20 protein-coding genes and 1 tRNA gene are annotated in these 23,075 nt (G+C 71.7%); 7 read left to right on the forward strand and 14 right to left on the reverse strand.

From position 1 onward, the window contains the following. Positions 1-218 precede the first annotated feature (218 nt). Positions 219-1,505: a hypothetical protein gene (locus tag EAE32_RS10210; protein WP_121865081.1), complete on the forward strand. Its 1,287-nt coding sequence runs from the start codon at positions 219-221 to the stop codon at positions 1,503-1,505. Positions 1,506-1,604: 99 nt separating this feature from the next. Here the strand turns inward: EAE32_RS10210 and EAE32_RS10215 are convergent, their stop codons facing one another. The 3 genes from EAE32_RS10215 to hisC are packed head-to-tail and all read right to left on the reverse strand — an operon-like array spanning position 1,605 to position 5,863. After that, the gene (locus EAE32_RS10215) at positions 1,605-3,275 is read right to left on the reverse strand and encodes a thiamine pyrophosphate-dependent enzyme (protein WP_121865082.1); all 1,671 of its coding nucleotides are present in this window, start codon (positions 3,273-3,275) and stop codon (positions 1,605-1,607) included. A 10-nt stretch (positions 3,276-3,285) separates the two neighbouring features. After that, the gene (locus tag EAE32_RS10220) at positions 3,286-4,722 is read right to left on the reverse strand and encodes an amino acid permease (RefSeq protein ID WP_243635679.1); all 1,437 of its coding nucleotides are present in this window, start codon (positions 4,720-4,722) and stop codon (positions 3,286-3,288) included. Between the two features lie 7 nt (positions 4,723-4,729). Then, the gene (gene hisC / locus EAE32_RS10225) at positions 4,730-5,863 is read right to left on the reverse strand and encodes a histidinol-phosphate transaminase (RefSeq protein WP_121865083.1); all 1,134 of its coding nucleotides are present in this window, start codon (positions 5,861-5,863) and stop codon (positions 4,730-4,732) included. 188 nt (positions 5,864-6,051) lie between these two features. Here hisC and EAE32_RS10230 point away from each other — a divergent pair, with 188 nt between their 5' ends. Beyond that, positions 6,052-6,552 (forward strand): Lrp/AsnC family transcriptional regulator, encoded by a 501-nt coding sequence (locus tag EAE32_RS10230; protein WP_121865084.1) that lies wholly within the window; start codon positions 6,052-6,054, stop codon positions 6,550-6,552. Between the two features lie 44 nt (positions 6,553-6,596). Here the strand turns inward: EAE32_RS10230 and EAE32_RS10235 are convergent. The 3 genes from EAE32_RS10235 to EAE32_RS10245 all read right to left on the reverse strand — a co-directional run bounded on the left by EAE32_RS10235 (position 6,597) and on the right by EAE32_RS10245 (position 8,461). Continuing rightward, positions 6,597-6,680 (reverse strand) — tRNA-Leu (locus EAE32_RS10235). An 80-nt stretch (positions 6,681-6,760) separates the two neighbouring features. Beyond that, positions 6,761-7,705, reverse strand: a complete 945-nt coding sequence (locus EAE32_RS10240; protein WP_121865085.1) for a metal-dependent hydrolase — start codon at positions 7,703-7,705, stop codon at positions 6,761-6,763. Positions 7,706-7,822: 117 nt separating this feature from the next. Beyond that, a complete protein-coding gene (locus EAE32_RS10245; protein WP_243635680.1) occupies positions 7,823-8,461 on the reverse strand; it encodes a YdcF family protein in 639 nt (212 codons plus the stop codon). A gap of 117 nt (positions 8,462-8,578) precedes the next feature. On the opposite strand from EAE32_RS10245, the gene EAE32_RS10250 reads away from it, so the two are divergent. Further along, complete coding sequence (locus EAE32_RS10250) at positions 8,579-9,055, forward strand: acyl-CoA thioesterase (RefSeq protein ID WP_121865086.1); 477 nt, start codon at positions 8,579-8,581, stop codon at positions 9,053-9,055. A gap of 48 nt (positions 9,056-9,103) precedes the next feature. Here EAE32_RS10250 and EAE32_RS10255 read toward each other — a convergent pair whose 3' ends face one another. From EAE32_RS10255 to EAE32_RS10265, 3 genes are all read right to left on the reverse strand, one after another. Continuing rightward, positions 9,104-9,652 (reverse strand): DUF2617 family protein, encoded by a 549-nt coding sequence (locus tag EAE32_RS10255; protein ID WP_121865087.1) that lies wholly within the window; start codon positions 9,650-9,652, stop codon positions 9,104-9,106. Between the two features lie 130 nt (positions 9,653-9,782). Continuing rightward, the gene (locus EAE32_RS10260; protein ID WP_121865088.1) at positions 9,783-10,775 is read right to left on the reverse strand and encodes an aldo/keto reductase; all 993 of its coding nucleotides are present in this window, start codon (positions 10,773-10,775) and stop codon (positions 9,783-9,785) included. Next, the gene (locus tag EAE32_RS10265; protein WP_121865089.1) at positions 10,772-11,407 is read right to left on the reverse strand and encodes a tetratricopeptide repeat protein; all 636 of its coding nucleotides are present in this window, start codon (positions 11,405-11,407) and stop codon (positions 10,772-10,774) included. The genes EAE32_RS10260 and EAE32_RS10265 overlap by 4 nt, the downstream gene beginning before the upstream one ends. Before the next feature lie 116 nt (positions 11,408-11,523). On the opposite strand from EAE32_RS10265, the gene EAE32_RS10270 reads away from it, so the two are divergent. Together EAE32_RS10270 and EAE32_RS10275 are read left to right on the forward strand one after the other, a co-directional pair. After that, positions 11,524-11,970 (forward strand): YsnF/AvaK domain-containing protein, encoded by a 447-nt coding sequence (locus tag EAE32_RS10270; RefSeq protein ID WP_121865090.1) that lies wholly within the window; start codon positions 11,524-11,526, stop codon positions 11,968-11,970. Between the two features lie 165 nt (positions 11,971-12,135). Then, positions 12,136-12,681: a histidine phosphatase family protein gene (locus EAE32_RS10275; protein ID WP_121865091.1), complete on the forward strand. Its 546-nt coding sequence runs from the start codon at positions 12,136-12,138 to the stop codon at positions 12,679-12,681. Positions 12,682-12,853: 172 nt separating this feature from the next. Here EAE32_RS10275 and EAE32_RS10280 read toward each other — a convergent pair whose 3' ends face one another. Further along, positions 12,854-13,777, reverse strand: a complete 924-nt coding sequence (locus EAE32_RS10280; protein WP_121865092.1) for a formate/nitrite transporter family protein — start codon at positions 13,775-13,777, stop codon at positions 12,854-12,856. Positions 13,778-14,120: 343 nt separating this feature from the next. On the opposite strand from EAE32_RS10280, the gene EAE32_RS10285 reads away from it, so the two are divergent. Both EAE32_RS10285 and EAE32_RS10290 read left to right on the forward strand, forming a co-directional pair. Then, on the forward strand, positions 14,121-19,244 hold the full coding sequence (locus EAE32_RS10285; protein ID WP_121865093.1) for an NAD-glutamate dehydrogenase: 5,124 nt from the start codon (positions 14,121-14,123) through the stop codon (positions 19,242-19,244). Positions 19,245-19,442: 198 nt separating this feature from the next. Continuing rightward, positions 19,443-19,943: a DUF456 domain-containing protein gene (locus EAE32_RS10290; protein ID WP_121865094.1), complete on the forward strand. Its 501-nt coding sequence runs from the start codon at positions 19,443-19,445 to the stop codon at positions 19,941-19,943. Between the two features lie 163 nt (positions 19,944-20,106). Here EAE32_RS10290 and EAE32_RS10295 read toward each other — a convergent pair whose 3' ends face one another. The 4 genes from EAE32_RS10295 to EAE32_RS10310 all read right to left on the reverse strand — a co-directional run bounded on the left by EAE32_RS10295 (position 20,107) and on the right by EAE32_RS10310 (position 23,054). Next, on the reverse strand, positions 20,107-21,501 hold the full coding sequence (locus EAE32_RS10295; protein WP_243635681.1) for a molybdopterin molybdotransferase MoeA: 1,395 nt from the start codon (positions 21,499-21,501) through the stop codon (positions 20,107-20,109). A gap of 19 nt (positions 21,502-21,520) precedes the next feature. Then, entirely contained in the window at positions 21,521-22,141 is a 621-nt protein-coding gene (mobA, locus tag EAE32_RS10300; RefSeq protein ID WP_121865096.1) for a molybdenum cofactor guanylyltransferase, read from the reverse strand. A 4-nt stretch (positions 22,142-22,145) separates the two neighbouring features. Further along, positions 22,146-22,538 carry a hypothetical protein gene (locus EAE32_RS10305; RefSeq protein WP_121865097.1) on the reverse strand — a complete coding sequence of 131 codons (393 nt, stop codon included), beginning with the start codon at positions 22,536-22,538 and terminating at the stop codon, positions 22,146-22,148. Between the two features lie 147 nt (positions 22,539-22,685). Beyond that, complete coding sequence (locus tag EAE32_RS10310) at positions 22,686-23,054, reverse strand: GntR family transcriptional regulator (RefSeq protein ID WP_121865098.1); 369 nt, start codon at positions 23,052-23,054, stop codon at positions 22,686-22,688. Between the last annotated feature and the right edge of the window lie 21 nt (positions 23,055-23,075).

Below are 23,075 nucleotides of genomic sequence, written 5' to 3' on the forward strand. Positions count from 1 at the left end.
GAGCGGAGCTGACCGGGCGGGGCGCAACTGCACACCCCCCACCCCCGAAAGAGCACCCCCATGCCCTTCCCCCGGTCCTTCACCGTGCCCGCGGCCGCCACGAGCACGGCGGTTCTGCTGACCCTCCTGACCGGTTCGCCGGCCGCCGTCGCGGCCCCGCAGCCGGGCCCCCGACCCCACCGGCAGCACAGCCGACGACGTCGCCGGTCCGACCTCCCGTGCAGGCCCCGGCGACGCCCGTGGCGGGTGCCACCGCGCCCACCACCGCGTTCCACCAGACGTTCAGCGCGGCGGGGAAGACCTCCACGTACCACCTCTACGCGGACGGCATCGACCGTTCGAAGGCGGTGGGGGTGGTGTACTACCTGGGCGGCGACTACAGGAAACCCCAGGACTCCTGGGCGGGCCGCCCCGACGGGCCCGAGCTGCGCGCGATGGCCGCGGAGGCCCGGAAGAAGAACATGGTCCTGGTGGTCCCACTGTCCCCGGACCACGATGCGTATGGCGACGGCATCACCTGGTGGGAGGACGCGGACGGCAACGGCGACTGGTTCCGAGCGCTCCAGGCCTCGCTCACGAGCCGCCACGGGCTGGACACCTCCCGCGTGTGGCTCGCCGGCTACTCGGGCGGCGCCGAGTTCATCACGTACGAGCTGCTCGCGGACCGGCAGAGTTGGATCCGGGGCGGTGGTGCCACGATCATCGGCGGGGGTGGCTCGTACGGCATGCAGAGCGCCCCCGGCGCGGCGGTGCGCGGCCTGCCGCTCACCTGGCACGTGGGGTCGAAGGACGGCCCCGGCAGCACCAATCCGCCCATCTGGTCCGCGCTCACGGCCGCCCGGACGGGTCAGAAGCACTACGCGGCGGACGGGTTCACGCGCACGCGCCTGTCCACGCTGCCGGGGCTGGACCACGAGGACTACGACATCGTGGGCCTGCTGCGCCAGGACCTCGCCTCCCTGCCCGCCGCCCCGACGACGCCGCCCGCGTCCTGGCTGCGCGGCGCCATCCGCACCGACTACCTCGCCACGGGCGGGGCCGCCGTTTACGGGCAGCCCACCTCGCCGGAGAAGTCCACGGGCCACCTCGGCGGGATGCACCAGGGCTTCACCCGGAACTGGACCTACTACTGGAGCCCGCAGACCGGCGCCCACCCCGTGAAGTGGGGCAGCGGCATCGGCAACGCCTACCGTGCCGCGGGACTGGAGTGCGCGTGGGGCTATCCCGTGATGGCGGAGCGGGCACTGCCGCGCGGGGCCTACCAGGACTTCCGGAACGGGGGCGCCAGGTTCCGCGCCATGTACTCCCCGCGCACGGGAACGCACGTGGTCAAACTGAGCGGGGGAATCGGCTCGGCGTGGCAGAGGGCCGGGCACGAGCACGGCTGGGGGTACCCCGTGACGGACGAGTACGCCGTGGCCGGGGGACTGGCGCAGAAGTTCTCCAACGGGTACGTGGCCACGTGGCACCGCGCCACCGGGAAGGTCACCGTCACACGGGGCTGAGACCGCACCGGCCCGCCCTGCGGAGAAAGGCGGTGCCCCTGCGCCCGGAGACCGTGGTCCAGGCTCGGGAGCCCCGCCTCCGCCTCACCTTTGGCAGGGTCAGGAGCGCTCCGGCTCCGCGGCCTGCGCGCGGCTGGCCGGCATGAGAAACCTCCAGGGGCTCTGCTCCAGGGACAGCGGCATGGGGACCTCGATGACCGTGGGCCGCTTCGCGCGGATGGCCTGCTCGATCGCCGGTCCCAGCTCGGAGGGGGAGGTGGCCCGCAGGCCCAGTGCCCCGAAGGATTCCGCCATGGCCACGAAGTCCGGGTTCACCAGCTCGGTGGCCGAGCCGTGGCCGTAGATCCGTACCTGGTCCGCCTGCACGTTGCCGAAGGCGTTGTTGGTGAAGACCACCGTGACCACGTTCAGCCCGAACTGCACGGCCGTGGCCAGATCCTGCACGCCGTACATGAACCCGCCGTCACCGGTCACGGAGACCACCACGGCGTCCCGGTGGGCGGCCTGCACACCAAGTGCCGTGGGGAAGCCGTAGCCCAGGTTGCCCTGGTAGCCGCCCGTGATGAAGTGCCGGGGCTCGTAGACGTCCAGCGCGAAGTAGGAGGCGAAGCCGATCTGCGAGACCTCCTCCACCAAGTAGCCGTCCCGGGGCAGGGCCCCGCGGATTGCGGCGAGGTACTCGCTGTGCGGGGTGAGCCGCGCGATCTCCGCGCGGGCCCGCTCCTTGGCCGCTGCGAGCTCGGCCACGCGGGACTCCCGTGGGGGCGTACCCTCCAGTGCGTCGAGCAGCTGCCGCGCCACGGTTCGGGCGTCACCCGTGAGGGCCACGTCCGGGGTGAGCCGGTCCTGCTGGGCGGGGTCGATGTCCACGTTGATGGTGCGCAGACCGTCGGGGGTGTCCGGCCAGCGGAACCACACCAGCTCCTGGCGGGTCCCGATGCCCAGCAGCACGTCCGTGTCCGCCCAACGCTCGAAGCCCTCCGCGCACGTGAACCCCAGGGGGTCCTCGTCCGAGACGATGCCTCGGCCGCCCCGCAGCGAGACCACCGGCGCCTGCAGCTTCTCGGCCAGCGCCAGCACCTCGGCGCCGGCGTGCCGGGCACCGCTGCCCACCATGACCATGGGGTTGCGCGCCCCGGCCAGCACCCGGGCCGCACGCTCCACGGCACGCGCGTCCGCGGCCGGCGTGGCCGGTACGGGTGCGGCGGCCGGTGCCATCCGCGCCTTCTGCGTGAGCACATCCCACGGAATGGCGACGACGGCGGGCCCGGGCCTGCCGCTCGTGGCCTCCGTGAACGCCTCCGCCACGGCGGCGGGAACCTCTGCGGGGTCCGTCACGGTGGTGGCCCACTTGGTGAACGAGGACACCGTGGCCAGCTGGTCCGGCATCTCGTGCAGGTGCCCCATGCCCCTGCCCATGAACTCGGTGGGGATCTCGCTCGTGAGGCACACCGTGGGCGTGCTCGTGGCGAGCGAGGTGAGCATGCCCGCACTGGCATTGAGCACGCCCGGGCCCGGCACCACGCTGTAGACCCCCGGGCGCCCGGTGGACTGTGCGTAGCCCAGGGCCATGTACGCGCAGGCCTGTTCGTGGCGGGCCCCGATGACCTCGATCCCCTCCTCCCGCCGCAGGGCGTCGAAGAGCTCGTAGGTCTGCACCCCGGGGATGCCGAACACGGTGTCCACCCCGTGCTCCCGCAACCCCGCCACCGCGGCCTGGCCGGCGGTGAGTTCGGAGGATGCGGACGCGGCGTCGTCGTGCGTGCTCACGGGCGTGCTCCTACTCGTGCGTGTCCGCGTGGACCGCGGTGGGCTGCTCGGTGCGGCGCGTCACGAAGATGCCGGTCAGCGCGATCAGGATCGTGGCGGTGACGGTGAGGAGCAGCTGGGTGCGGGTGGCGGGGTCCAGCATGGCCACCACGATGATCAGCACCAGCAGCGCCACGGTGAGGTAGGACAGGAAGGGGAACAGCGGCATCCGGTACGTGGTGGACTTCACCCCGGGGTTCTCGCGCTCCCGGCGGTGGCGCAGCGTGATCTGCGAGGCCGACACGGAGATCCAGACCATGATGATGGTGGAGCCCACGATGGACAGCAGCGTCTCCAGGACCTTGCCGGGGAAGATCGCCTCCAGGATGCTCGCGATGAAGCCGAAGGACACGGTCAGCAGCACCGCGCGGCGGGGCACGCTGTTGCTCGCGGTGCGCTTGATGGCCGCGGGGGCGTAGTTGCGCTGCGCCAGCGAGTGCATCATGCGCGAGGCGGCATAGATGTTCGCGTTCAGGGCGCTGAGCAGCGCGAACACGGCGATCAGGGCCATGATGCTGCCCGCGGCGGGCAGACCCGCCACGTTGAGTACGGCCGCGAAGGGCCCCTCGGGGGCGTCCGCCTGGGAGGGCTTGAGGATGGCCACGATGATGAACACGGTGCCGATGTAGAACAGGACGATGCGCCACGCCACGGTGCGGATGGCCGTGGCCACGCTCTTCTGCGGGTCAGCGGTCTCACCCGCGGCGATGGCGACGATCTCGGTGCCGCCGAACGCGAAGATCACGATGAGCAGACCGGCGCCCACCCCGGCGATGCCGGTGGGGGCAAAGTCCGTGAAGTTGGACAACCCGCCCTCGTGGCCGGGGAGCACCCCGAGCAGCATGAGGATGCCCACCACCAGGAACGCGAGGATCACGCCCACCTTGAGGAACGCGAACCAGAACTCGAACTCGCCGTACTTGCTCACCGCGAACATGTTGACGACCGTGAAGACCGCCATGAAGACCACGCTCAGCACCCAGGTGGGCGGGACGGCGATTCCGACCACACTCTCACCCAGGATCCCGGTGAGGATGGTGGCGGCACCGTTGGCCTCGGCCGCGGTGACCACCGCCAGCTGGACCCAGTACAACCAGCCCACGGTGTAACCGGCCACGGGACCGAACGCGTTCTGGGCGTGGGCGGAGAACGCGCCGCTGGTGGGGTTCGCGGCGGAGAGCTCGCCGATCATCCACATCACGAGCACCACGAGCGCGCCGGCGACGATGTAGGAGATCAGGATGGCGGGCCCGGCCACGGCCACGCCCTTGCCGCTGCCCAGGAACAGCCCGGCGCCGATCGCGCCGCCCAGGCCCATCATGGTGAGCTGGCGGGGCTTGAGTCCGCGCACGGTGGCGGTGGAGACGTCCGGGGTCCGTTCCGGCATCTGCGAAGTGGTGGTGCTCATGTCTGGGTCAGCTCCCGTTCGACGGCGTCGTTGCCGCATTGAGGTGGTTCAGCACGTCCTGCGCCGCCACGATGAAGGTCTGGTTGCCCGCGGGGGAGCCGATGCTCCCCCGGATGCCCTCGCCCGCGAACGCGCGGACGATCACGCCGTGACGGGCGAAGATCTGCTCCGCCTCCTCCGTGTGCTCGCCGGTGCGCAGCCACACGAAGTTCGCCTGGGACTCCACGACGTCCCAGCCCTGCTCGGTGAGCTGCTGGTGCACGTGGTCGCGCTGCTCCACGAGGGCGGTGATCCGCTCCTCCACCTCGGACTCGGCGGCCAGGCTGGCCAGCGCGGCCTGCTGCGCGAGGTTGCTCACGCCGAAGGGGATGGCCACCGCACGCAGGGCCGCGCTGATGTAGTCCGGGGCGATCGCGTAGCCGATCCGCAGCCCGGCCAGGCCGTAGGCCTTGGAGAACGTGTGCAGGACCACCACGTTGGGGTACTCGCGGAAGAAGTCGATGCCGCGGGCGGCGGCCGGGTCCACGTTGAAGTGCACGTAGGCCTCGTCCACCACCACGAGCACGTTGCTGGGCACCCGTGCCATGAACTCGTGCAGCTCGTCCGCGGTCACGGAGGTGCCGGTGGGGTTGTTCGGCGTGCACACCAGCACCACCTTGGTGCGTTCCGTGACGGCGGCGGCCATGGCCGGCAGGTCGTGCCGCTCGTCCGCGGTCAGCGGCACCTTCACGGCCGTGGCGCCGGCCAGCCCGGTGAGGATCGGGTAGGCCTCGAAGGAGCGCCACGCGAAGACCACCTCGTCACCCTCGTCGCACACCGCGCGGATGATCTGGGAGGCCACCTCCACGGATCCGCTGCCGAAGCTCACGGCGGACGGTTCCACGCCCCACCGGTTCGCCACGGCCTCCGTGACGGCCTGGCAGGTCATGTCCGGGTAGAGGTTCATCTGCGGGGACACCTGGTTCACGGCGTCCAGGACGGACGGCAGCGGCGGGTACGGGTTCTCGTTCGAGGAGAGCTTGTACTGGACGACGTCCGACGACGCCGCGGACTTCCCCGGCTTGTACGGGGGAAGGGACTGCAGCGCGGATCGCAGGGACACGGCGGATCGGCCCGCGTCCTCCGAGGCATGGTGAGACACGTATGACTCCTTGAGGGATGTGTGGTGGCAGTCACAGTGACACGGAGCACGAGAGTGCACAACCGGTTCATCCTATGATGAGCACAATGCCCACTTTTCGCAGGCTCTGCGGCTGTTCCCTGCACAATGTGTCAGGGGAAGAACCCGTGCGGCGACGCCGGGCCCGTGCTCAGTCAGGGGAATCGGAGATGAAGATCGACGAGCTCGACGTCCGGATCGTGCAGCTGTTCACGGAGGATTCGGGGATCGGGGTGCTGGCCGCCTCGCGTGCCCTGGGGGTGGCGCGGCCCACCGTGCAGGCCCGGCTGGACAAGCTCAGGGCCGCGGGTGTGATCCAGGGTGTCGCACCCGCCCTGAACCCGGCCAGGTTCGGCTATCCCGTCATGGCGATCGTCTCCATCGAGATCAGCCAGGGGGTGGGCCACGTTCCCGTGGGGGAGGCGCTGCGCGAGATCCCCGAGGTGATCGAGATGTACACGGTCTCGGGCGACCACGACGTGATGGTCCGGGTGGTCGCCCGCTCCAACGACGACCTCCAGCGCGTTCTCGACGCGATCAACGCCACCGGCGCCGTGAACCGGACCCGCAGTGTCGTGGTGCTGCAGACCCACTTCCAGAACCGCGTGCTGCCGCTGTTCGCTCAGGTGGGCGGGGTGGGTGCCAAGCCGTCCGGTCAGGAGCCGGAATGATGAAAGTCCCGCCCGACCATCCGGTCGAACGGGACTTCCTGCGGTGCGCGAGGGGGGAGTTGAACCCCCACGCCCTCTCGGGCACACGGACCTGAACCGTGCGCGTCTGCCTATTCCGCCACTCGCGCTCGTTGTCCCACTCGGCTTTCGCCCGTGAGCAACGTCGAAAAGCCTACCCCACGCCCGCCGGGTTGGCGAATCGGGGGTCTCACACGCTCACGGTGAGCCCCGCCCAGGAGATGGCGGCGCAGAACAGTCCCGCCAGCGCGTACAGCGTGACGGGCACGAGCAGCAGGATCTCCCTGCCGGACCCGGCGTTGCCCAGCAGGGGGAGCCGCACGAACGCGCGCCGCCGGTAGAGGCCCGTGGGCAGGGGCAGCCGCGGTCGCAGGGGCCAGAGCAGGTGGATGCCCTGCGTGGTGAGGAGGTCCCCCAGCATGTGCACGGCCCAGCCCAGGGACACGGCCACCACGAACCAGCGGGGGTCCTCGGGCGGGTGCGTGGCCACGAACGCCCCCAGCAGGATCCCCACCACCCAGTTCGCGTGGGAGAGCCGGTCCGGCACGAACGCCAGGACCTTCACGGCGCACGCGATCAGCAGGACGGACAGCACCGCCGCGAGCGGCCACACCTGCCCGGGCAGCGACGACGCCGCGTCCCCCGCGAGCGCTGCGCTCCCCGGTGGCCCACCACCGCCGGTCAGCCCGGCAGCACCCGCCAGCTGCGTGGCACGCGACGAGCCAGTCCCGGCGGGCAGACCTGCCGCGGCGGCGTCGCGCGCCGTGCTCCACCGCAGGGCGTCTCCCACCGGCACCGAGACCCGCTGGGAGAGCACGGCCAGCCCTGTCACCACGAGCAGCCCCACCAGCGAGTGGGTGCCGTGGCGGTGGCCGCCGCCCACCCTGCTCACGCCCCGGGCCAGCCACCTGGACAGCGGCGGGAGGGAGCGAGCCACCGTACCCCCGGGGTGGTCCATGTCCGGGAGCAGGGCGGCTCCCGCGCAGATCAGCGCACCCGTGATGACCCCCGGGTCTCCCACGGACATGAGGCTGAGGCCCACGGGCAGGGAGGTGTCCGCGAGGTGCACGGTGTAGCTGCCGGTCAGCGCCACCCACGCGGCGGCACCGCACGCGGCGTGGCTGGGGCCCATCATCGGGGCGTCCTGGGCATGGGGATGGTCCTTTCCAGACCTCGGGGAAGAAGCGAATCCCCAGGTTAGGAACGGGTTCCGACCCGCATAAGCGCCCGCCGGCTCAGCCTCCGGAGACGGTCAGTCCGCGGACTTCGGGTTGCCCGGCAGCTGCTGGTCGCAGCCCGGGGTGAGCCACGCCTTGACGTAGCCGGCGCTCTGGTGGAGGTACTGGGTGAACAGGCTCCTGCCGGACAGCTGGAAGTCCACGGCGGCCATGCGCAGCTCGCCCGGGTAGCAGCGCTCCAGGATCAGCCGGGAGCGGGAGATGTGCTGGGTGAACGTCACCGCGGTCACGGTGTCCCAGCCGCGCTGCTCGGAGAGCTCCTTGAGCTTGATGGCCTCGCCCTGCGTGGTGGAGGGATCCGGTTTGAAGCAGATCACCTCCACGCCGTCGCGGGGTTCGCAGAAGGAGCGGGCGGTGTAGTACTTCACCATCTCCGGCGGGTCGAACGGCTGCGCGTCCGGCGTGGAGATCACCAGGGTGTCCGCTACGTGCTGGTGGTAGACCAGGTCCTCCGCGTACTCGATGCGTGTGGGGTCCGGGGGACCCAGCACGAGCAGGGCGTCGGAACGGGCGGGGGGATCCACGCGCGGGGAGTCCAGCACCGCGTGGCACACCGCGAGCCAGAGCGCGGCCAGCAGGGCCAGGACGGTCAGCACCACGAGGGGCCAGCGACGCTTCAGGGCGGGGGTGCGCCCCGGGGGCGTGTCTGCCACGGATGTCCTCTCGGTGAGACGGCTCGGCGGGGATGCCGCCGATATCATCTCACCCAGTGCCACGGCATCCGTCGCCCCCGCGTCCCGACGGTCAAACACCCAGCAAGGAGACAGTGCATGCGAACGAATGATGATCCCGGCCGCGCGGTGGTCTGCGCCGTGCCGCTGCGCTGGGGGGACATGGACCCCTACGGCCACGTGAACAACGTGGAGGTCATCCGCGTGCTGGAGGAGGCGCGGATCGCGGCCTTCGGCGTGCCGGTGGGCACGGGCGAGCAGGTGGTCCCGCCCCAGATCCCGCTGTTCTCAGTGCTCCCAGAGGGCACCCAGGCGCTGATCGCGGAGCACCGCGTGAAGTACCTGCGCCCGCTCGAGTACCGCAACGTCCCGGTGGACGTGCGCGTGTGGGTGGTCGCGGCGAAGGCCGCCACCCTGGTGCTGGGGTTCGAGATCCTGGACTCCGCCGACGGCGCCGCCTGCGTCCGTGCCCAGACCCAGCTCGCGTTCTTCGTGCCGGACTCGCGCACCGTCCTGCGGATCACCCGGGAGCAACGCGAGCTGCTGGAACCCTTCACGGGGCCGTCCCCGTTCTGAGGACGGCGGGCCCGCCCCGCGACCGGCGGCGCCGGCCACAGGGAGGGCTCAGGCGGCCAGGGGCGGGGCGGTGCTCAGCTGCAGCGCCGAGCGCGTGCGCAGGACGAAGCCGCTCTCCGGCAGCACCCGCCACGTCCACCACAGCAGCTGGCCGGTCTCGGTGGCCGGGTGGCACGCCGCGGCGGTGACGGCGGCGGGCTCCTCGGGGTCCTGCACGCAGACCGCCAGGGGAGCGTTCTCGAGCGTCTCGTGGATGCGCCGCAGCTCCTTGCGCAGTCCGCGCGGGGAGTGCTCGGTGACGGTGCACCCCACGTCCACGTGGGACGCGAACGGCGTGGGCCGGGCGATGCTGCGCAGGGTGGGCAGCTCGGCGGCGTCGTCGAAGACCCCCACGCTCTCCACCCACTGCTGCCCCGCGTGGCTGATTACGATCTGGTGCCTGCCGGGCCCCACCCGCAGCTGCACCCCGGTGCGCTCGTCCACGGACAGCGAGCGCGTGGCGGGTGCGTCGAGCACCTCGAGATCGGTGCGGTAGCCGAACTGCTCCGGGCGGCAGACGACGTGCCCCGGCACGGCGGTGAGCCAGGTGTGCTCCATGGTCCATGTCTTCCTGTTGGTGTCACGGCAGCCCGCCGCACCCTCTTCACACATGAAAATATCCCCGCTCCTGGGGACAGGCAAGCACCGGAACATCACCGTCCGGTGACGACGCCGCGCAGTCGCGGGATCAGGGCAGGGGCCCACCGCGCGCGGCGGTCCACAGCGCGTACCAGTCCTCGTGGGTCATCAGCTCGGCGGCCCGCGGGGCCTGCGCGCACGCGGCGATCCGCTGCGGGTCCAGTGTTCCCACCACGGGACGGATGCCATACGGGTGGCGCAGCAGCCACCCCACCACCACGGCCTCGCGCGGCACGTCCATGCGCCGGGCCAGCCGCTCCACGAGTGCGCTCGTGCGCTCGCGCGGCGTGGGGTCCGACGACGCCGCCGCGCCGGTCTGCGCCGGGGTCTCCCCGGGTGCGGGGGCGCCCGAGTAGATCCCTCCGGCCAGGGCACCCCACGCCTGCAGCTCGATCTCCTCGGCCACGCACTGCGCGAGCAGCCCGCTGGGGAACGCGAACCCGGTGCCGGCCGGGTGGTTGGCGAGCACCTGGGACTCCACGAAGTCGCGGTGGGCCAGGCTCATCTGCAGCTGCACGGCGGTCACGGGCGTGCGCATGAGGTGCTGGAGCCCCGCCACGTGGTGGGAGGTCATGTTGGACAACCCCACGGAGTTGATCAGGCCCTCGTCGTGCAGCTCGTCCAGGGCGGCCGCCGTGACCCGCAGGGGAGTCAGCGGGTCCGGGCGGTGCACGAACAGCCGCTCCACCCGGTCCACGCCGAGCCGCTGCAGCGATCCCTCGAGGGAGGACCGGATGGTGTCCCGGTCCAGGCGGTAGTGGGCCACCGCGTCCGCCGGCCCGGTGCTCCCGGGCAGCCGGATCCCGCACTTGGTCTGGATTTGCACTGCGGCCCGCAGCTCCGGGTCCTCGGCCAGGAGGTGCCCGAAGACCGTCTCCGAGTCCCCTCCGATGTAGATGTCCGCGTGGTCGAAGAGGGTGAACCCCGCGCGGTGCGCGGCGTGGATGGCGGCACGGGCGGCGTCGTACCGGGAAGCGGGGATGCGGTCCTGGCCCCACGCCCCACCCAGGGTCATGCAGCCGTAGACCAGGGGAGAGCTCACGAGTGCCCGTCCTGCTGCTCGGCGGCGCGGCGGAGTCGGGCGGCCTCGGCGAAGGCCGCGGCGGACTCGTCCAGCTTGCCCATGCCCTCGTAGAGCGCGCCGAGCTCCGTGAAGCAGTCGGAGCGGTCGCGGAACGAGTCCGGGTCCTCCTCGTAGAAGTCCACCGCCCGGTTGTACGCGGTGACGGCCTGTGCGTGGCGGCGGGTCTCGCGGTAGACCCGCGCGAGGTTGATGTAGCAGTCGGCCTGGTCCCGCGGGTCGTGCGGGGCGTCCAGGTACTGGCCGAGGGCGTCGAGCAGCTGGGTCTCGGCGGCCTGCAGGTCACCGGTCTCCACGAGCAGGGACCCCAGGATGAGGTGGGCCCGCGCCCTGTGCCTGCCGCTGCCACCGAGCCGCGAGAAGTGCTCCAGGGCGGTGCGGTACTCCTCCACGGCCCTGCTGGTGCGCTCCTGGAGCACGTGGATGTGCCCCAGGTTGTAGTGGCAGGCCGCTAGCTCCTTGTCCGCCGGCCCCGACTCCTGGAACAGCTCGATGGCCTGCCGGTACGCGGTCTCCGCCTGGGCGTGGTCACCACGGTCCTCGGCGTCCAGGGCGCGGGTGAAGAAGCCGTTTCCGTCGTCCGAGTAACTCATCAGCACGTCCTCCCGGTGTGCGTGGACAGTGTCCCCATGTTACTCGGTGGGTGAGAGCCGTCACCCGGCTGATGATCGCTGATAATCTCAGTCCCACACTCTCTCAGGAGGCCACGATGGCAGTTCAGAACACCGCGCCGGGGCAGGACCCGCGCGATCCGCGCCGTGCCGCATCCCAGGACGACGACCGCGCGTCCGTGATCCGGCACGAGGAGCGCCTGGTGATCAACCGCGAGCAGCAGGAGACGGGCCGCGCCCGCCTGCGCAAGTACGTGGTCACCGAACCCGTCCGCCAGGAGGTCACCGTGGGCTCCGAGGAGCCGGACCTGGTGCGCACCCCCATCACCGCCGAGGAGCGCCAGGCGTTCCTGGACGGCCGCGAGCTGCCGCTCGGCGAGGACGAGGTCATCCTGTACCGCTCCGAGCCCGTGGTGCAGACCGTGCGCGTGCCCTACCAGCGCGTGCGCCTCGTGGCCCGGCGCGTGGAGCGCACCGAGGTCGTGGAGGAGACCCTGCGCAAGGAGCGCGTGGACATCGAGACCCTGGACGAGCCCCGGGGCTGATCCCGCTCGCGCCGCTGCGCACCGACGACGACGCCGCGTCCCCACCGCACGGGGGCGCGGCGTCGTCCGTCCGAGCACCCGCGCACCGGGGGCGGACAGAGCGCCGCACGCGGGAACGGCACCGTGAAGACCTGGGCGCCGGCGCGCCGGGGGTAGGTTGGACGGGTGAGTGAAACGACCCTGACCCTGATCCGCCACGGACAGACGGACTGGAACCTGCAGCGCCGGCTGCAGGGCCGTTCCGACATCCCCCTCAACGACACCGGCCGGGAGCAGGCCCGCACGGTGGGCCGGGAGCTCGCGGCCTCCGGGGAGCACTGGGACGTGCTGGTCTCCTCCCCGCTGAAGCGCGCGCGGGAGACCGCGGAGATCATCGGGGAGCAGATCGGGCTGAGCCTCTCCCGCACCTACGACGACCTCGTGGAGCGTGCCTTCGGGGACGTGGAGGGCCGGGACTGCACGGGCACGAGCGACGACGAGCGCCACGCCCTGATGGAGCAGCACGGTGAGGCCACGGAGGACGTGGTGCAGCGGGGGCTCTCGGTGCTGCGCCGGATCACCGAGGACTTCTCCGGGCAGGACGTGATGGTGGTGGCCCACGGCACGCTCATCCGCCTGACGCTGGACCGGGTGCTGGACACCGAGCTCCCCAGCTTGGAGAACGGACAGGTCCTCACGGTCACCGCGGACCAGGTGCTCGCCGCCCGCTGACGGCACCGCCCACCGGCGGCTCTGTCCACTGACGGCCCCGCCTCACTGGCAGCTCCGCCCGCCGACGGCGCCCCCGAGATCCCGTTCGTGAGCAGGGCCCCCCGCACCGCTGGGTGCGAGGGGCCCTGCCGCGTCCGCGTGCGTCACGCGGCAGGCACCACGTGCTCGTTGCTCAGCGGGTGGATCCCCGCTCAGGAGCAACGCCCCGCGGGGAAGTGGTGCCCCGTGCGGAGCCGGTGGCGGGTGCGGAGGCGGTGGCGGGAGCGGAGGGGGCGGCAGCGGCGGCGTCGTCCGAAGGGGTCGCGGCGGAGCGGGCAGGACGGTGGGCGTGCATCAGGGCCAGGCCCGTGAAGACGAAGCCGCCCACCATGTTGCCCAGCAGCACGGGGATCTGGTTCCAGAGCCACCAGTCCCCGAAGGAGACGTCCGCGCCCATGAGCATGCCCATGGGGATCACGAAGAAGTTGACCACGGCGTGCTCGAAGCCCAGGCCGAAGAACGCCATGACGGGCAGCCAGATGGCGGCGATCTTGCCGATCGTGTCCTTGGAGACCATGCCCATGAACACGCCCAGGCACACGAGCCAGTTGCACAGCACGGCCTTGGTGAACACCGTGGCCATGCCCGCGAGGCCCATGCCCTGGTAGGCGGTGGTCTTGGCGGCCGCCGTCTCCGCGAGCTTGGTGCCGAGGGCGCCGGCCTCGTGCGTGCCGAAGCCCGTGAGCACGCCCGCGTAGAGCAGGGCGAACGCGAGCGCCCCGATGACGTGGCCCACGACGACCATGAGGCAGTAGCGGCCCACGGCGGACCAGGGGACGAGGCCGCGCAGTGCGGCCATGGGGGTCAGGGCGAACCCGCCGGTGACCAGCTCCATGCCCATGAGGATCACGATGGTGATCCCGGCCGGGAACAGCAGCGCGCCCACCACGGGGGAGCCGCTGCTCACGGTGGCGGACACGGCGAACGTGGTGGTGGCCGCGAGGACCGCGCCGCCCAGGACGCCGCGCAGCACGAGTGTGCCGGAGGGTGCTGTGGCCTTGGCCTGACCGGAGGCGATGGCGTCCGCCACCACGTCCGCGGGTTTCACAGTGGTCATGGGTCCTGCTCCTTCGTTCTCGGGCCGTGGTGCGTCCCCGGGTCGGGACGGGGGCACCGCGGAGCCCCGCGCCGGGTGCGGTGCAAGGGGGGGAATGCGGAAAATGTGCGACCGCACGAGTGTAGAACCCTGCAACGCAGGCTCCGACAACACACTGCGTCTGGCTCCCGTGCGAGCTGGGTCATAGGGTTGGGGAGACATGCGGCAGTGTGGCCGCGGGCGGTGCAGCCGTACCGGATCCCTGAACGGGTCCGAGGGCTGCCCGCAGACACCCGACCGGGTTTCGCGCGCCACGCCGTGGAGTTCCATCCCGACTCAACGACAGCTAAGGCGTGATGCAGCAGTGACCTCTCCTCAAGCCACCCAGATCATTCCCTCGGTCTGGCAGCGACCGCAGTGGAGCGGCGCACAGGCGTGGATCAACGAGTACTACCGTTCCGTTCCGGACGCGGACATGGCAGGCGCGCGGGACGGCGTGCTCACCGAGCGTGCCGAGGCCCACCGCGAGGTGGGGCGCACCCGCCGCGCGGACGAGCTGTGCATCGAGGTCCAGGAGGACCACGGGGACACCGTCCTGTACATGGTCACCACGGACATGCCGTTCCTGGTGTCCACGCTGACCACGGAGATCGCCGCCAACTGGGGCGGCGCCAAGCTGGTGGTCCACCCCCTGCTGCTCGCCGCGCGCGACGCCTCCTCCCACGAGCTCACGTCCCTGGGCGAGGTGCCGAACATCTCGGCGGTCTCCTCCGGTGACACCACCTCCATCCCCATCACGGACGAGCTGCTCGGGGACGCGCCCGCGGACCGCGGCTCCCAGACGGCCGTGGAGTCCTGGATCCGCATGGAGCTGCACCGCTCCCTGGACGCGGACTCGCGCGCCGAGCTGCAGCAGCACATTGCGGACCTCGTGGCGGACGTGCGCCGCGTGGCCGAGGACCAGGAAGCCATGCACCGTGAGGCGCAGGCCATCGCGGACGCCCTGACCCCGCTGGAGGACCTCACCCTCCCGGACGGCTCCCGCCTGCCGGACGTCCGTGCCTCCCAGGAGTTCCTGGAGTGGCTCGAGGACGGCAACTTCGTGTTCATGGGCATCAAGCGCTACGACCTCGAGGCGGACGGCGAGGACGCCGTGCTGCACTCCCGCCCGGACACGGGCCTGGGGCTGCTGCGGGAGCAGGGCACGCAGGGCCACGCCCAGAAGCTCACCGGCCTGGGCAGCGAGCACGCCCGGGACCACCAGGTGGTGTTCGTGACCAAGGCGAACCGCCGCTCCTCGATCCACCGCCGCGAGTACCTGGACTACATCGGTGTGCGCACGTTCGCCGAGAACGGGGACGTGGACGGGGAGTACCTGATCCTGGGTCTGTTCTCCCGTCACGCCTACTCCGTGCCCGCGCAGCAGACCCCGCTCGTGCGGGAGAAGGTGGAGCGCGTGGTCGAGCGCTTCGGCTTCCTCCCGGACTCGCACTCCGCGCGGGACCTCATGGGGATCATCGAGGACTACCCGCGGGACGAGCTGTTCCACATGTCCGCGGAGAAGCTCTACGAGACGGCCGGTGGCGTGCTGGGGCTCAACGAGCGCCGCCAGACCCGCCTGTTCCTGCGCCAGGACACCTTCGGGCGGTTCATGTCCGCGGTGGTGTTCCTGCCCAGGGACCGCTACAACACCTCGGTGCGTCAGCGCATCGAGACCCAGCTGTTCGAGGTCTTCGACGCCGAGGCCATCGACTTCGAGGTGCGCCTGACCTCCTCCTCCCTGGCCCGCCTGTTCTTCCGCATCCGGCTGCCCTACACGGGCGAGGTGCGGGACTTCGACCACGAGGACCTCGAGTCCCGCCTGCGCGCCGCGGTGCGCTCCTGGCCCGAGTCCCTGGGCCGCGCGATCGGCCAGGAGTTCGAGGACGAGAAGGCCGGCGCGCTGGGCCCCGTGTGGGCGGACGCGTTCCCGGGCTCGTACCGCGAGGACTACGAGATCGAGGAGGCCATCCAGGACCTCAAGCGCTGCGAGGAGCTGTGGGGCCGCGACCCGGACCTGCCCGCCGAGGTCCGTGTGGCGCAGACCGAGGACGGCCAGGTCCGGCTGAACATCTACCTCACGCAGTCCCTGTCCCTCACCGAGCTGCTGCCCCTGCTGCACAACATGGGCCTGCGCGTGCTGGACCAGCGCCCCTACACGGTCACCCCTGCGGACGGCCGCGAGTTCCAGCTCTACGACTTCGGCGTGGAGCTGCCCGAGGGCGTGGACCCCGAGGGCCCCGAGGACGCCAAGACGGAGGACCTCATCGAGGACACCCTGTGCGCGGTGCTCTCCAACCGCTCCGAGTCCGACAGCATGGACCGCCTGGTGCTCACCGAGCGCATGGGCTGGCGCACCGTGGCCGTGATGCGCGCCTACGTGCGCTACCTGCTGCAGCTGAACTACCCCAACTCGTTCGAGTTCATCGCGGACACCCTGGTGGACCACCCGCAGGCCACGCACGAGCTCGCCGAGCTGTTCTCCGCGAGCTTCGACCCCTCCCGCTTCACGGACGACGACGCCGCCCGCGGCCAGGCGCGCGAGGCCGCCCTCCAGCGGCTGGCCGAGGTGCTGGAGAGCGTTCCCAGCCTGGACGCGGACCGCCTGTTCCGGGCGCTCGCGAACGTGGTCACGGCCACCCTGCGCACCAACGTGTTCCAGAACCGCCCCACCATGGCGTTCAAGCTGGACCCCGCGGCCATCCCCGCGGCACCGCAGCCGCGCCCGGCCTTCGAGATCTGGGTGTGGTCCCCGCGCGTGGAGGGCACGCACCTGCGCTTCGGCCAGGTGGCCCGCGGCGGTCTGCGCTGGTCCGACCGCCGCGAGGACTTCCGCACCGAGGTGCTGGGCCTGGTCAAGGCCCAGATGGTCAAGAACGCCGTGATCGTGCCCACGGGCGCGAAGGGCGGGTTCTTCCCCAAGCAGCTGCCGGACCCCGCGACGGACCGCGAGGGCTGGCTGACCGAGGGGCGCGAGGCCTACAAGCTGTTCATCGCGTCCCTGCTGGACGTCACCGACAACATCGTGCGCGAGGCGGAGACCGGTGCCGGCCAGGAGGTCACCGCGCAGAACGGGACGGACGAGACCGGGCAGGGTGCGGCGTCGTCGTCCCGCGGGGATGCCACCCCGGGTGCCGAGGGCGGTGCGAGCGGTTCCGCCGAGACCTCCGGCGAGGCCGGGGACACCGTGGTGCACCCCGAGAACGTGGTGCGCCGCGACGGCGACGACTCCTACCTGGTGGTCGCGGCTGACAAGGGCACGGCGGCGTTCTCCGACACCGCGAACGCGATCTCCCTGGACCGCGGCTTCTGGCTCGGGGACGCGTTCGCGTCCGGCGGCTCCGTGGGCTACGACCACAAGGCCATGGGCATCACCGCCCGCGGTGCGTGGGAGTCCGTGAAGCGCCACTTCTTCGAGCTCGGCGTGGACACCCAGTCCGAGGCGTTCACCGTGGTGGGCGTGGGGGACATGTCCGGGGACGTGTTCGGCAACGGCATGCTGCTGTCCGAGCACATCCACCTGATTGCCGCGTTCGACCACCGGGACATCTTCCTGGACCCCACCCCGGACGCCGCGGCCTCCTACAAGGAGCGCGAGCGGCTGTTCAGCGCCGGGCGCACCTCGTGGCAGGACTTCGACCGCAGCGTGATCTCCGAGGGCGGCGGCGTGTACTCCCGCCAGGAGAAGTCCATCCCGCTCACCCCGCAGGTGCGTGAGGCGCTGGGCATCGAGGACGGTGTGGAGGCCCTCAGTCCCCAGGAGCTCGTGCGCCGCGTGCTGCTGGCCCCGGCGGACCTGCTCTACAACGGCGGCATCGGCACCTACGTGAAGGCGGCCTCGGAGACCCACCAGCAGGTGGGGGACAAAGCCAACGACGCGATCCGTGTGAACGGCGAGGACCTCCGGGTGAAGGTGATCGGCGAGGGCGGCAACCTGGGAGCCACCCAGCTGGGCCGCATCGAGGCCGCTCTGAACGGGGTCCTGGTCAACACGGACGCGATCGACAACTCCGGCGGTGTGGAGTCCTCCGACCGCGAGGTCAACATCAAGATCCTCGTGGACGGCATGGTCCAGGCCGGGCTGCTGGGCCAGGACGAGCGCGCCGAGTTCATCGAGTCCATGACGGACGAGGTGGCCGATCTCGTGCTGCGCACCAACGTGGCGCAGAACGTGCTGCTCACCACCGAGCGCGCCCGCGGGGTGTCCTTCACCGAGATGTTCATCCGGCTCATGCACTGGCTCGAGGACACCGCGGACCTCAACCGCGAGCTGGAGTTCCTGCCCTCGGACACGCAGCTGCGGGAGCGGGCCACCCAGGACCAGCCCCTGACCGGACCGGAGCTGTCGGTGCTCACCGCGTACGCGAAGATCCAGCTCACGGCGGCGCTCGTGGACAGCGACCTCGCGGACGACCCGTGGTTCCACCGCACCCTGTCCCAGTACTTCCCGGCGCAGATCCGGGAGCGCTTCGGGGACCAGCTGGACACCCACCCGCTGCGCAAGGAGATCATCTCCACCGTGGTGGCCAACCAGATCATCAACTACGGCGGCATCGCGTTCGCGTACCGCGTGGTGGACGACTCCGGTTCGGAGCTCGCGGACGTGGCCCGCGCGTTCACGGCGGCCATGGAGATCTTCGAGCTGGAGAGCTACGCCGCCCGCCACGCCCAGCTGGGCGCGGACGTGCCCCTGGAGCTCTGGAACCGGATGTCCCTGCGCATGCGACGGCTGCTGGACCGCGTGGTCCGGTGGTTCCTGCACCGCCAGGAGACGGACTCGGACATCCAGGAGCTCGTGGACACGTACCGGCCCATCGTGGCGCTGCGCTTCGGCTCCGAGCAGCTCATGGCGCAGGACTCCCAGGAGCGCACCCAGGCGGAGGCGGAACTCGCCGAGCGCCAGGGCGTGCCCCGGGACCTCGCCGTGGAGTGGGCCGAGCTGTTGGACGCGTTCGCGCTGCTGGACGTCGCCCGCCTGGCCCAGTCCCAGGGCATCACGGCCCTGGAGCCGGAGGAGGCCGGGGCGCGGGGCGGTGCCGCGGCGTCGTCGTCCGCGCACAGCCTCGCGGAGGACACGGACGAGAACGGCACCAGCGTGCGCATGATCGCGCGCGTCTACTTCGCCCTGTACGACCGCTACGGGCTGGAGAACCTGCTCAACCGCATCAGTGCCCTGCCCCAGACCACCCGGTGGGAGAACATGGCGCGGATCGCGATGCGCGAGGACCTGTACTCCACGCTCGTGGCGCTCGCCGCCCAGGCCCTGCAGCACCCGGGCGCCAACGCCCAGGAGAAGGTCCAGGCGTGGGAGCAGGAGAACGCGGACCGGCTGGAGCGGCTGCGCGAGGTCCTGGACGAGATCGAGTCCATGTCCGGCGACGACACCGGTGGCGAGCTCGCCGCCCTGTCCGTGGCCCTGCGGACCCTGCGCGGGGCGCTCATGGACTGACGGTCCCGTCGGCGGCTGCTGCACTGCTCTCGGCGCTCTTCGGCGCCGCACTCCGCCGACGCCGTTGCCGCGCCCCCGCGGCTCTGCTCACCTCACGGTGGGGGAGCCGCGGGGGCGCGGTCGTTCGGGGCTCAGGCCGGGGTCCGCGGTGGGAACCCGTGGGCGGGGGAGCCGCGCCTCACGCCGTACGATGGGCCCGTGACCGCAGAGACCATCGCCACCGTCGTGACCGCGCTCCTCTTCATCGTGGGCTGCGTGGGGATCGTGGTCCCCGTGCTGCCCGGATCGATCGTCGCGCTGATCGGCCTCGTCATCTGGGCCGTGGTGGTGCAGGCACCCGAGGGGTGGGTGGTCCTCGCCCTGGGCGGCACCCTGCTGATCGCCGGCCTGTCGTCCAGCCTGGTGCTCACCGGGAGCAGGCTCAAGCGCCGGGAGATCCCCAACCGCACCCTGCTCTTCGGGGTGGTCGGTGCGGTGATCGGGATGTTCGTGATCCCCGTGGTGGGGCTCTTCCTCGGCTTCCTGGTGGGACTGCTGCTCTCCGAGACGGTGCGCAACCGCAACCTCAGCACGGCGCTGGCCAGCTCCTGGGTGGCCGCGAAGGCCATGGGGCTGGGGATCCTGGTGGAGCTCTCGTGCGCGCTGCTGGCGGCCCTCACGTTCATCGTGGGGGCGATCATCTTCTTCGTGACGGCGTAATCCATTCCCCCGCCGCACACGCTGTGAAGTGGAGCAAACGCATCCTGAACCGTCTCAGAGTGCATTTGCTCCACTTCACAGCACCGCATGACAGAGCACCGGGCTGCGCCGCACGGCAGCTCGCCTCAGCACGGGGCGGGTGCGGAGAGTGGCGGAGCCGGGGTCACGCCCTCCAGGGCAGCGGGATGACCTCCATGTCCTGCCCCGGCTGCATCCCGTCCTCGGGGACCACCAGCAGCACATCGGCGTGGGCCAGCCCGGAGAGCATGGCCGGGCCCACCGTGGGCTCGGGGAGCACCCGGCCGTCCTGCAGGTAGGCGGGGATCACACGGGTGCGGCCCAGCGGCTCCAGCGCGCGCCCGGCGGTGATCCGGCGGGTGGCGGGCAGCCCCTCCCCGGTGGCCCCGGCGATCAGCGCGTGGCCCACGGTGAGCAGCCCGGTCATGGCGCTCAGGGGTGAGCCGGGCAGGGCGAGCACCACGGGCCCGTCCTCCGGGAGCTTCGCCAGGATCACGCCGTGCGCGGGTTCCTGGGCCACCCCGTCCAGAACGAGGTGGGCGCCCAGCTCGGCCAGTGCCTGGCGCACGTGGTCGTCCTCGCCGTGCCCGGTGCCCCCGGTGGTGACCACCATCTCCGCGCGGGCGTCCAGCAACGAGGTGGCGCCCATGGGGGACTCGGTCAGCGCGGAGACCATGCCCTCGCAGCCGTCGGCCACTCGACGGACCTGGTCCACGTTCGCCCCGAGCTCCTTGAGCACGGCGGGCAGCTGCAGGCTCAATGAGTCGCGCACCTCACCGGGGCCGGGGATGCCGTCCTCCACCACGTTGGCGTAGCCCAGCAGCACGGTGACGCGCGGGCGGCGTCGTACGGGCAGCATGTCGTGACCGGCGCTCGCCGCGAGTCCCAGGTGCACGGGGTTGAGCTTGCGTCCGGCGCGCAGCAGCAGATCCCCCTGCTGGATCTCCTCACCCACGGCGCGGACGTCCTGGTTCTTGACCAGCGGAGCGGCGGGGGTGGCGTCCTCCAGGGTGTCCCCCTCCACGGCCCTGCGGCCGTGCTCGGTGCTGGCCGGCGCTTCCACGGACGGGTCCGCGGGGACCACGTGCCCCCGGTGGGCCTCCAGCAGCGCGGTGGTGCCGAAGGGGACGGCGTCCCCGGAGTTCACGTGGGTGGCCTCGCCCGCGGCGAGCTCCACCACGGGGAGCATCCGTTTCTCCGGCGGCAGGGTCAGCAGCAGGCGCTCGTCCGTCTCCGCGGGCTGCGGCGTGCGGATCCGCCAGGGGCCCTCGCCGGCCACGGCCCAGCCGTCCGCGGCGGCGGAGGCGTAGTGGGGCACGGGCATCTCGGCGGTCACGGACTCCGCGAGGGTCTCGTCCTGGCACTGCGCGAGCGGCAGCAGGATGTTGGGCAGCGGCTGGGGGATCCCGTAGGCAATGCGCCGGGCCTCGTCCCACGGGGCCCACTGCACGGCGGGTTCGCGGGCGTCGTCGTGGGTGCCCGGCTGTCCCTGGTCCTCGTGGTCGGCGGGATCGTGCAGGTGTGGAAGTCCGGGCATCATGTCTCCTCAGCGTGCTGATTCAGTCCAGTTCGAGCCTATGGACATCTTCCCACGTGTCCACGTCCGCGGTGCTTCCCCCGGGCACCGTGACCTCGTCCCAGCGCAGGTGGCGCCACACCGAGCGCAGCGCCGCATCCCGCGTGGGCACCGTGGCGAGCACCCGCTCCAGGGCGGCGGTGCGCACCACCACGGCCAGGTTCTCGCGCCGCCCCTCCCGGGACAGCGCCATCACGCCGTCCACGTCCGACGCCGCCCGCGCAGCCCCCGCGAGCAGCACCGGCAGCGCGTGGTCCACCCGCGGCATGTCGCACGCGAGCACGGCGGTCCACGGTGCGCGCCCGCGCAGGTCCCGGAGGGCGACGGCGCCCGCGGCCACGGCGGCTGCGGGCCCGGAGAACGGCGGGTCCTCCCGTGCGGTCAGCACCTCCGGGGGCAGCGCGGGGTCCTCGGGCCCCACGACCACCACGGCACCCAGCGGCAGCACGGCCTCCACGGTGCGGGAGAGCAGCGTGCCGCCCGCCACGGGCAGCTGGGCCTTGGGGGTTCCGCCGAGCCGGGAGGAGCGGCCCCCGGCCACCACCACGGTGTCCACGGACGGGCCGCTCAGGGGCGCGGGGTGAGCCGCGTGGGAGGTGGGCACGGGCTCAGAGGGCGGCGTCGGCGTCGTCGTCCAGCTCCGGGTCCGCGGGGCGCTCCTTCTTGGGCAGCCCGGCGATCCGCAGGCCGCACTCCACCACGAGCAGGACGAACGCGAGGTAGTACAGGATCATCGTGGGGTAGAAGTACGGCAGCTGCTGGCTCATGCCCACCAGGGACAGCACCACCAGGACCACGGACAGGATCAGCACGAGCATGTGCGCCATGCCGAAGACCCCCGGGCGGCCCCTGCGGGAGAGGTACATGGCCGTGAGCGCGAACAGGATGGGGAACAGCAGCTGCCCCGCGAGCGTGATGCCGTCCTGCACGTAGGGGAAGACCCCCATGGCCTGGACGACGGCGGTGATCACGAGCAGCACGGGGGCGACGAACGACTTCATGGGGCACCAGTCTAGGTGTGGTGGCTCGGCGATCGGTGCGCGCCGGACCCACTCCGGGCGGCGCGCAACGGCACCGGACCCGAGCACCCGCCGCGGGGTCACGACGACGCGGTGCAGGGCCCCGGCACGCGCGTCGCCGGAGCCGTGTCACGCTCCCACGCGCTTGGCCACCGCCCGCTCCACCAGCGCCACGCACTCCTCGGGGGTGCAGTGCAGCTCGCCGAGCACCACGTCCACGTACCGGGACGCGGCCTGGGCCGCGGCGGCCTCGCGGTCGTCCCGGCCCTGGGCGATGAACGTGCCCTTGCGCCCGCGCGTCTCGATGACACCGCGGGTCTCCATCTCGCGGTACGCCTTGGCCACGGTTCCGGCCGCCAGGCCCAGGTCCGCGGCGAGCGTGCGCACCGGCGGGATCCGGTCGCCCACCACGAGCTCCCCGGCGGAGACGTCCCGCAGGACGCACTCCACGAGCTGCTCGTACACCGGGGTGGTGGAGTGCGGGTCGACCGTGAACATGCCCGTGCCTTTCGTCGTGAA

The organism is Kocuria tytonicola (assembly GCF_003687175.1).
Taxonomy (GTDB): domain Bacteria; phylum Actinomycetota; class Actinomycetes; order Actinomycetales; family Micrococcaceae; genus Kocuria; species Kocuria tytonicola.